The following is an 8,004-nucleotide window of genomic DNA, read 5'->3' on the forward strand; positions in this document are numbered from 1 at the left end:
AAATAATAGCAATATAAGCGCTTCCTGTTCTTTACCCGGCGCGCTTGCGCCCGACCAAACTCTCGCCGTGCATCTGATCCGCAATCGTCTCCCGCTGGCGAATCAGGTGGACTTGGGAGCCCTCCACCAGAATCTCGGCGGCCCGTCCGCGCGAGTTGTAGTTGCTGGCCATGCTCATGCAGTAGGCTCCTGCAGACAGCACCGCCAGCAGGTCGCCCGGCTGGACCGCCAGGTCGCGCTCATGTCCGATCCAGTCGCCGCTTTCGCAGACCGGTCCCACCACGTCGTAAGTGTCAGGGGCGTCCGCTCGTGGCTTCAAAGGCATGATCTGGTGGAACGCCTGGTACATGGCGGGTCGCGGCAAATCGTTCATGGCGGCGTCGATGATGCAGAAGTTTTTCTGCGCACCGGGTTTGAGGTACAGCACTTCGGTGAGGCACACGCCTGCATTGCCAACGAGCGAGCGACCGGGTTCGATCATCAGCTGTCGTTGGCCGAAGCCGCGGGCGTCCAGCTTGGCCAGCAGTTTTCCCCACAGCAGGTCGGCAGGGGGCGGCGTATCGCCGTTGTAGTTGATACCCAGGCCGCCGCCAAAATCGATGTGGTGAAGGGGAACGCCCACCGCTTCAATGGCTTCCACCAGGTCCAGCATGCGGTCCACGGCGTCGAGGTAAGGGCCGTCCTGCGTGATCTGCGAGCCGATGTGGCAATCGATCCCGACCACCCGTACCCCCGCCAACTGGGCTGCGCGCTGGTAGGTGGGCAGCACGCGTTCATGGGCCACGCCAAACTTGCTGCCCTTGAGTCCGGTGGAGATGTAGGGGTGGGTTTGGGGGTCCACGTTGGGGTTGACGCGAATGCTCACCGGCGCGCGCAAGCCCATGGACAGGGCCACGTCACTTAAGACTTCGAGTTCGGCCTCGCTCTCGACATTGAAGCAGCCAATGCCGGCCGCCAGCGCGCGACGCATTTCTGCACGCGTCTTGCCCACGCCTGAAAAAATGATTTTGTCGGCGTGGCCACCAGCGGCCAGAACACGGTCCATGTCACCCCCGGAGACAATGTCGAAACCGCATCCGGCCTCGGCAAAAACCTGGATCACGCCCAAGGCCGGATTGGCTTTCATGGCGTAACAGATTTGCACGTTTCGCCCGGAAAATCCACGCTCGTAGGCGCCCAGCGCTGACAGCATGGCGCCTTTCGAGTACACAAAAAGTGGCGTGCCATGTTCTTTTGCCAAATCACTTAAACGGATCTCCTCAGAGAAAAGTTCATTGCCCCGGTAGGCAATGTGGGGCTGGCCGGGCATATTTTGAAAGGTCATTGAGGGGCGGGGATAGCTGCAGGGGTAGGGGGGCTGACAGGCGACGGTGCCGTCTGCACCGCAGACTGGTCGGCGTTGATCGGGCTGGAGCGCATCAGGGTTTCAGGCAGTGTGGCGCGTCTGGCGCTTGCTGGTTCCGTGGGGAGATACAGCGGGCCCTGCTGGCCACAGGCCGACAGGCTCACTGCACTGATACCAAGGACAATCGAACTGACTAAAATTTGACTAAATCGCAACATGGTGAAATTGTAATGACCGACTCTGAATTCATGGACCGTGCGGAAATTCTGCTCAAGGCCGTCGAGGCAAGCTGTGACCGCATCAATGACCAAACCCATGCCGATATCGACAACCAGCGCACCGGCGGCATGGTCACGCTTGTTTTCTCAAACCGGAGTCAGATCGTCATCAATCTGCAAAAACCTTTGCATGAAATCTGGATGGCGGCAAAATCCGGTGGTTACCACTACAAATTTGATAGCGCACAGTGGATGGATACCAAAGGTCAGGGCGAGTTTTTTTCCAGTCTGTCGCGCTATGCTAGCGATCAGGCGGGTTGCCCGCTGGTGTTCGCAATCTGATGGGTGGGAGGACGGCGCTGGCGCACTTTGTGTCGCTGCGGGCCATCCCATAAAGCTTCAGATTAGTTTTTAAACAAATCCAGGATTTTCTTCCTCTCATCGGACGGTGGCAACGTTTGAATATCGGTGTCCGCCGCGCCCGCTGGGTTGTCGCTCATTCCCAGACTGCGGATGCCGGCACCTCGGGCGTATTCATCAAAAAACCATTCGCCGCCAGAATTGACAAGGCCTTCGGGGACGGCGGGCTCCATCACCGGGACGTTCTTGAGGGCGTGTTCCATGAACTGGATCCAGACCGGCAGGCTCAAGCCGCCCCCCGTTTCGCGATCACCGAGCTTGCGCGGCGTGTCGTAGCCGATCCAGGTGACGGCGGTCAATGTTGGCTGAAATCCCGCAAACCAGGCGTCCATGGAGTCATTGGTGGTTCCCGTTTTCCCGTACAAGTCGGGTCTTTTCAGCTTGGCCTGGGCGGAAGCCGCCGTGCCGGAGCGCGTCACCTCCTGCAGCAGACTTTCCATGATGAAGGCGTTGCGCGCATCGATGGCACGCATCGATTCGTCCAGCACCGGTGGTTTGGTTTCCACCAGGACCTTGCCCTTTTGCTCGGTCACCTTGCTGATAAGCCACGGATTGATACGGTAGCCGCCGTTGGCGAAGACTGAGTAGGCTGACGCCATTTGCATGGGTGTGACCGACCCGGCGCCAAGCGCCATGGTCAGGTAGGCGGGGTGCTTGTCGGCATCAAAGCCAAAGCGCGTGATCCATTCCTGTGCATACGATGCCCCTATCGCCTGCAGAATGCGAATGGAGATCATGTTTTTGGATTTGGCCAAACCGCGGCGCAGGGTCATCGGGCCTTCGAATTTTCCGTCGTAATTTTTCGGCTCCCACGGCTGTCCGCCGGTCACACCCGCGTCAAAAAAGAGCGGTGCGTCGTTGACGACCGTCGCCGGGGTAAAGCCTTTCTCCAGGGCGGCAGAATAAATAAAAGGCTTGAAGCTGGAGCCGGGTTGGCGCCAGGCTTGCGTCACGTGGTTGAATTTGTTTTTCTCAAAATCAAAGCCACCGACCAGCGCCTTGATGGAGCCGTCGCGCGGGTCCAGCGCCACAAAGGAGCCCTCAACTTCGGGCAATTGCGTGATTTCCCAGGTGTTTTTGGGCGTCTTGGCGACCCGGATCACGGCACCGCGCCGAATTCTGATGTTAGGAGGCGCTTTGTCCGATAAGCCCGATTGGGCGGGTCTAAGGCCTTCACCGGTAATTTCGACGGTTTCTCCGTTCTGGCGAATGGCTTTGATTTTCTTGGCATCCGCTTCCAGCACCATGGCCGACATGACGTCGCCGTTGTCCGGGTGATCGTCCAGTGCATCATCGATGGCGTCCTCAACCTCTTGGGGGTCGGACGGCAGAGTGACAAATTGTTCCGGGCCACGATAAATCTGACGGCGCTCGAAGTCCATGATCCCGCGCCGCAAAGCCTTGTAAGCCGCATCCTGGTCAGCCGCCCGCAGCGTGGTGTAAACATTCAGACCACGGGTGTAGGTCTCATCGCCATACTGCGCGAACATCAATTGACGTACCATTTCAGCCACATATTCCGCATGCACCTTGGTGTTGTCCGTGCTGGATTTGACGCTGAGTTCCTCCTTTTTTGCAGAAGCCGCCTGTTCAGCGGTAATGAACCCGTTCTCCTGCATGCGCTCAATAATGTAGAGCTGGCGCGTCCGGGCCCGCTTGGGATTGCTGATCGGGTTGTAGGCGGACGGCGCTTTGGGCAAGCCCGCCAGCATGGCCGCTTCTGCAATCGTGATGTCTTTCAGTGGCTTGTCAAAATACGTCTCTGAAGCGGCGGCAAAGCCGTAGGCGCGGTTGCCCAGAAAAATCTGATTCATGTAGATCTCAAGAATCTGATCTTTGGTCAGCACATGTTCGAGCTTGAAGGTCAGCAGGATTTCATAAATCTTGCGGGTATAGGTTTTTTCTGAAGATAAATAGACGTTGCGTGCCACTTGCATCGTGATGGTGGATGCACCCTGGCTTTTGACGCGCCCCAGGTTGGCCAGCGCGGCGCGCAAAACGCCCTTGTAGTCCACGCCGCCATGCTCGTAAAACCGTGAGTCCTCAATCGCCAGAACCGCGTCCGTCATGACCTTCGGAATTTCCTTGATCGGTGTCAGGTGCCGACGTTCCTCGCCAAATTCGCCGATCAGGGCACCTTCCACGGAGAATACGCGCAAGGGCAATTTGGGGCGGTAATCAGACAGGTCCGAAATATCCGGCAAGTTCGGGAAAGCCACTGCGAGCGCGATCGCAACAAGGATCAGGACCGACAATATGCCGGCCAGCGCCACGCCGCCGCCCCACAACACAATGCGTAGCAGCCATTTCATGGTACTGACGCGGGTATCTTGACGGGAGGTGGGGCCGGATTCACTAAGCGGTGTTTTGGAGGGCATAAGTAACTTCTAGAAACGCGTCGTCATTATAAAAATGATGTTTTCACAGCTTTGGAGCGCTAGTATCCGCTATTGCTGCGGCTGGGCGCTTTGGTGTCTGTTAGCGGGTTGGTGTGTGGTGAGTGGCCCCAATCGTCTACTTTTGACAACGCTCGTAATCCCGAAATTCCGGAAATACCTTTGCGTGACAACGAGCTTACTGCTAGCATTCAAGTGAATTCTTAAGTTTCGCTGATCTTTGATCGGCCTGTTTCAGGGGATAGTTTTGATCTCTTTGGGGTCCTTGTTTAGCCGTCAACCCGCGCCCATGCTGGGTTTGGACATCAGTTCTTCCAGTGTGAAACTGGTTGAGTTGGGTCAAGACAAGGCTGGCAACCTGGTGCTTGAGCGCTGCGCGATTGTGCCGCTGGAGCGCGGATGGATTACCGATGGCAACATCGAAAAATTCGATGAAGTGGCTGATGCGGTTCGTCGTCTGGTGAAGAAAAGCGGTACTAAAACCAAAAATGTGGCGATGGCCTTGCCGCCGTCTGCCGTGATCACCAAGAAAATAATTCTTCCTGGTGGTATGTCCGACCAGGAGTTGGAGATGCAAGTCGAAACTGAGGCCAATCAGTACATCCCTTTTCCGTTGGACGAGGTCAGTCTTGATTTTTGCATTGTGGGACCCAGTGCGACTTCTTCCGGCGACATCGAAGTTCTCATTGCGGCGTCGCGCCGGGAGAAAGTTCAGGATATTCAGGGCCTGGCAGAGGCGGCTGGTTTGAAGCCCGTGATCGTGGATGTGGAATCTTATGCGTCGCGTTTGGCGACCGGGCGCCTGATTGAAAATCTTCCCAACAAAGGTGTTGGCAGCATTGTGGCCCTGTTCGAGGTGGGCGCCCTGACCACCAGCATGCAAGTTATTCGCAACGATGAGGTCTTGTACGATCGGGACCAGGCGTTTGGTGGGGCTCAGTTAACGCAGTTGATTGTGCGGCAGTATGGCTTTTCCCTGGAAGAGGCCGAAAGCAAAAAGCGAAGCGGTGAACTGCCGGACGACTACGAATCCAGTGTGCTGAGTCCGTTTGTTGAAAGCATGGTGCAGGAAATTGGTCGCGCATTGCAATTTTTCTTTACCAGCACGCCGCATAACAAGGTCGACTATGTGATGCTGGCGGGCGGCTCGGCTGCTTTGCCTGGTTTGACGGCGGCTGTGACGCAGCACACTACTTTCGCCTGCACTTTGGTGAATCCATTTGAAGGCATGGAAATTGGTGAAGGTGTTCGCTTGAAGAAGATGACACGGGAGGCGCCGTCCTACCTTACTTCGTGCGGACTGGCCTTGCGGAGGTTCATGCAGTGATCTTGATCAATCTGCTCCCGCACCGCGAGGCTGCGCGCAAACTGCGCCGGGACATATTCAACGTTAGTTTGGCGGTTTCTGCCCTAGTCGGAGGTTTGCTTGCCGGGATGATTTTTCTTTGGTATCAGGCCCAAATATCGGGGCAACAAGGGAAAAACCAGTTGTTGCAAACTGAGATTAAGAAGTTTGATGACCAAATCAAGGACATTGCCGGCCTTGAGGCGGAGATTACGGCCTTGCGGGCTCGCCAGCAGGCGGTGGAAGACCTGCAGGCGGACCGGAATTTACCGGTTCACCTGCTGACGGAACTTGTCAAGCAACTGCCCGATGGCGTTTATATCGCCAGCATGCGTCAGGACAACCAAAATGTGACGTTGCAAGGTGTCGCGCAGTCCAATGAACGGGTGTCCGAGTTGTTGCGCAATCTCGGGAACAATACGCCCTGGTTTTCCAAGCCAGAGTTGGTTGAAATTGTGGCAGGCACTGTCGCGCTGACGCCACGGGAGCAGCGCCGCGTTGCGAATTTCACCATCCGCGTTCGCTTGACGCGCGCTAACGAGGCTGAAAAGCTGCGAACAGCCGCGAGCACCCCCGCCTCAACTCCTGTCAAAAAGTAGGAGCACGGCATCATGGCAAGCAAATCCTCATTGAATTTCGACTTATCTGCCCTGCAGGAAAAACTGCTCGGGCAGTTCCGCAATCTGGATCCCAAAGATCCATCCAACTGGCCAGCGTTTCCGCGCTATGCGCTCTTCGCGACTATCACCGTTTTGCTGGTTGTGGCGCTGTGGTTTCTGTGGCTGAACACCTCAGAGACCGAACTGGAGGCAGAGCAGACCAAGGAAGTGAAGCTGCGCGAAGAGTACAAGGTCAAGCTCGGCAAGGCTGTGAATCTTGATGCCTTGAAGAAGCAGCGTGAGCAGGTGCTTCAGTACGTCACGCAACTGGAGAAGCAGTTGCCGAGCAAAGCCGAGATGGATGACCTGCTTTCCGATATTAACCAGGCGGGCTTGGGACGCAGCCTGCAGTTCGACCTGTTTCGCCCGGGACAAGTGGCCGTCAAAGACTACTATGCCGAGTTGCCCATTGCCGTGCGCGTCACGGGGCGCTATCACGACATCGGCGCCTTTGCGTCAGACATTGCCAATCTTTCCCGCATCGTGACCCTCAATAACCTGACTATCGTGCCAACCAAAGATGGGACTTTGGCGATGGACGCTACGGCCAAAACCTTCCGTTATCTGGATTCTGGTGAGGTTGCCGCGCAGCGCAAGGCGGCGAAGCCGAAAGAGGCCAAGAAATGATGCCCGTGACTAGATTGATTCTTGCCGCCATTGTTCTGACGCTTGTTGGTTGCAGTGCTTCCGGCGAAGATGAATTGCGTCAATGGATGGTCGAGCAAAAAAGTCAGACACGGCCCAAAGTCGCACCCATTTCCGAGCCCAAACAATTCAAACCGGAAAGCTATACCCAGGTGACTGCGATAGAACCGTTTAGCAATCAAAAGCTGACGCAGGCCTTGAGAAAAGAGTCGATCCAAGCGGCGGCCAACGGGGCCTTGATCGCGCCTGAGTTGGCGCGTCGCAAGGAGGCGCTGGAGTCATTTCCGCTGGATGCGATGGCAATGGTGGGAAGTCTGGTCAAGGCCGGCCAGCCCGTCGCGCTGGTGAAGGTTGACAACTTGTTGTACCAGGTACGACCCGGCAACTATCTTGGACAAAACTATGGACGCGTGACGAAGATTGCGGAGACCGAGGTCACGTTGCGTGAAATTGTGCAGGACGCTGTGGGCGAATGGATTGAACGCACAGCGACTTTGCAGCTGCAAGAGAGGTCAAAATGAACAATCAGAACTGTTGGATGGCAAAGCGAATGTGGCAACGTTTTTTTCTGGCGACGTCGCTCATGTTGGCGGCACTTGCTTCCCAAGCCCAAAGCGCTGTTGAAGCGGTGTCGGGTTCAATCCAAGGGGGTGTTGAGGTTGTCAAAATCGACTTGACGCAGCCACTCGCGGCGGTTCCGACAGGATTTTCGATCCAGTCGCCTGCCAGAATTGCACTTGATTTCCCTGGGATTTCGAATGCCATGGGTCGTTCCACCATCGATATCAATCAGGGCAATCTGAAGTCGGTGAGTGTGGTGCAAGCGGGGGATCGGACACGCGTCGTACTGAATCTGAAGCAAGCAACGACTTACAAGGCCCAGTTGCAGGGTAAATCTCTATTGGTTGTGCTGGACACTGTGGCGGTGGCAGCGCCTGCGGTGTCCGTGGCACCGGTTTTTGCGGAAAGCCGCAGC

Annotated in this window: 9 protein-coding genes; 6 read left to right on the top strand and 3 right to left on the bottom strand. The window is 56.4% G+C overall.

The window, feature by feature from the left end:
• Positions 1–31 precede the first annotated feature (31 nt).
• Together lysA and lptM are read right to left on the bottom strand one after the other, a co-directional pair.
• Positions 32–1,324: a diaminopimelate decarboxylase gene (lysA, locus tag B3V69_RS06720; protein WP_296444971.1), complete on the bottom strand. Its 1,293-nt coding sequence runs from the start codon at positions 1,322–1,324 to the stop codon at positions 32–34.
• The gene (lptM, locus tag B3V69_RS06725; RefSeq protein WP_349679200.1) at positions 1,321–1,662 is read right to left on the bottom strand and encodes an LPS translocon maturation chaperone LptM; all 342 of its coding nucleotides are present in this window, start codon (positions 1,660–1,662) and stop codon (positions 1,321–1,323) included. The genes lysA and lptM overlap by 4 nt, the downstream gene beginning before the upstream one ends.
• On the opposite strand from lptM, the gene cyaY reads away from it, so the two are divergent.
• Positions 1,576–1,905: an iron donor protein CyaY gene (gene cyaY, locus B3V69_RS06730; protein ID WP_296444975.1), complete on the top strand. Its 330-nt coding sequence runs from the start codon at positions 1,576–1,578 to the stop codon at positions 1,903–1,905. The two genes, lptM and cyaY, sit on opposite strands and share 87 nt — an antisense overlap.
• A gap of 62 nt (positions 1,906–1,967) precedes the next feature.
• On the opposite strand, the gene B3V69_RS06735 is transcribed toward cyaY, so the two are convergent.
• Complete coding sequence (locus B3V69_RS06735) at positions 1,968–4,361, bottom strand: penicillin-binding protein 1A (RefSeq protein WP_414707479.1); 2,394 nt, start codon at positions 4,359–4,361, stop codon at positions 1,968–1,970.
• A gap of 265 nt (positions 4,362–4,626) precedes the next feature.
• Between B3V69_RS06735 and B3V69_RS06740 the strand changes: the two genes are divergently transcribed.
• From B3V69_RS06740 to B3V69_RS06760, 5 genes are all read left to right on the top strand, one after another.
• Complete coding sequence (locus B3V69_RS06740; RefSeq protein WP_296444978.1) at positions 4,627–5,706, top strand: pilus assembly protein PilM; 1,080 nt, start codon at positions 4,627–4,629, stop codon at positions 5,704–5,706.
• A complete protein-coding gene (locus B3V69_RS06745; protein ID WP_296444980.1) occupies positions 5,703–6,323 on the top strand; it encodes a PilN domain-containing protein in 621 nt (206 codons plus the stop codon). The genes B3V69_RS06740 and B3V69_RS06745 overlap by 4 nt, the downstream gene beginning before the upstream one ends.
• A gap of 12 nt (positions 6,324–6,335) precedes the next feature.
• Positions 6,336–7,010, top strand: coding sequence for a type 4a pilus biogenesis protein PilO (locus tag B3V69_RS06750; protein WP_296444982.1), 675 nt, complete (start codon positions 6,336–6,338; stop codon positions 7,008–7,010).
• On the top strand, positions 7,007–7,549 hold the full coding sequence (locus tag B3V69_RS06755) for a pilus assembly protein PilP (protein WP_296444984.1): 543 nt from the start codon (positions 7,007–7,009) through the stop codon (positions 7,547–7,549). The genes B3V69_RS06750 and B3V69_RS06755 overlap by 4 nt, the downstream gene beginning before the upstream one ends.
• Positions 7,546–8,004 (top strand): AMIN domain-containing protein (locus tag B3V69_RS06760; protein ID WP_296444986.1); only part of this gene is annotated, 459 nt, incomplete at its 3' end. The genes B3V69_RS06755 and B3V69_RS06760, both read left to right, overlap by 4 nt.

This window comes from Rhodoferax sp. UBA5149, assembly GCF_002413825.1.
GTDB lineage: Bacteria > Pseudomonadota > Gammaproteobacteria > Burkholderiales > Burkholderiaceae_C > Rhodoferax.

Coding starts and splice junctions, on each gene's coding strand:
- lysA (WP_296444971.1), bottom strand. CDS start 1,324: ATGACCTTTCAAAATATGCCCGGCCAGCCCCACATTGCCTACCGGGGC.
- B3V69_RS06750 (WP_296444982.1), top strand. CDS start 6,336: ATGGCAAGCAAATCCTCATTGAATTTCGACTTATCTGCCCTGCAGGAA.
- lptM (WP_349679200.1), bottom strand. CDS start 1,662: ATGGGTTTGGTCATTGATGCGGTCACAGCTTGCCTCGACGGCCTTGAG.
- B3V69_RS06755 (WP_296444984.1), top strand. CDS start 7,007: ATGATGCCCGTGACTAGATTGATTCTTGCCGCCATTGTTCTGACGCTT.
- cyaY (WP_296444975.1), top strand. CDS start 1,576: ATGACCGACTCTGAATTCATGGACCGTGCGGAAATTCTGCTCAAGGCC.
- B3V69_RS06735 (WP_414707479.1), bottom strand. CDS start 4,361: ATGCCCTCCAAAACACCGCTTAGTGAATCCGGCCCCACCTCCCGTCAA.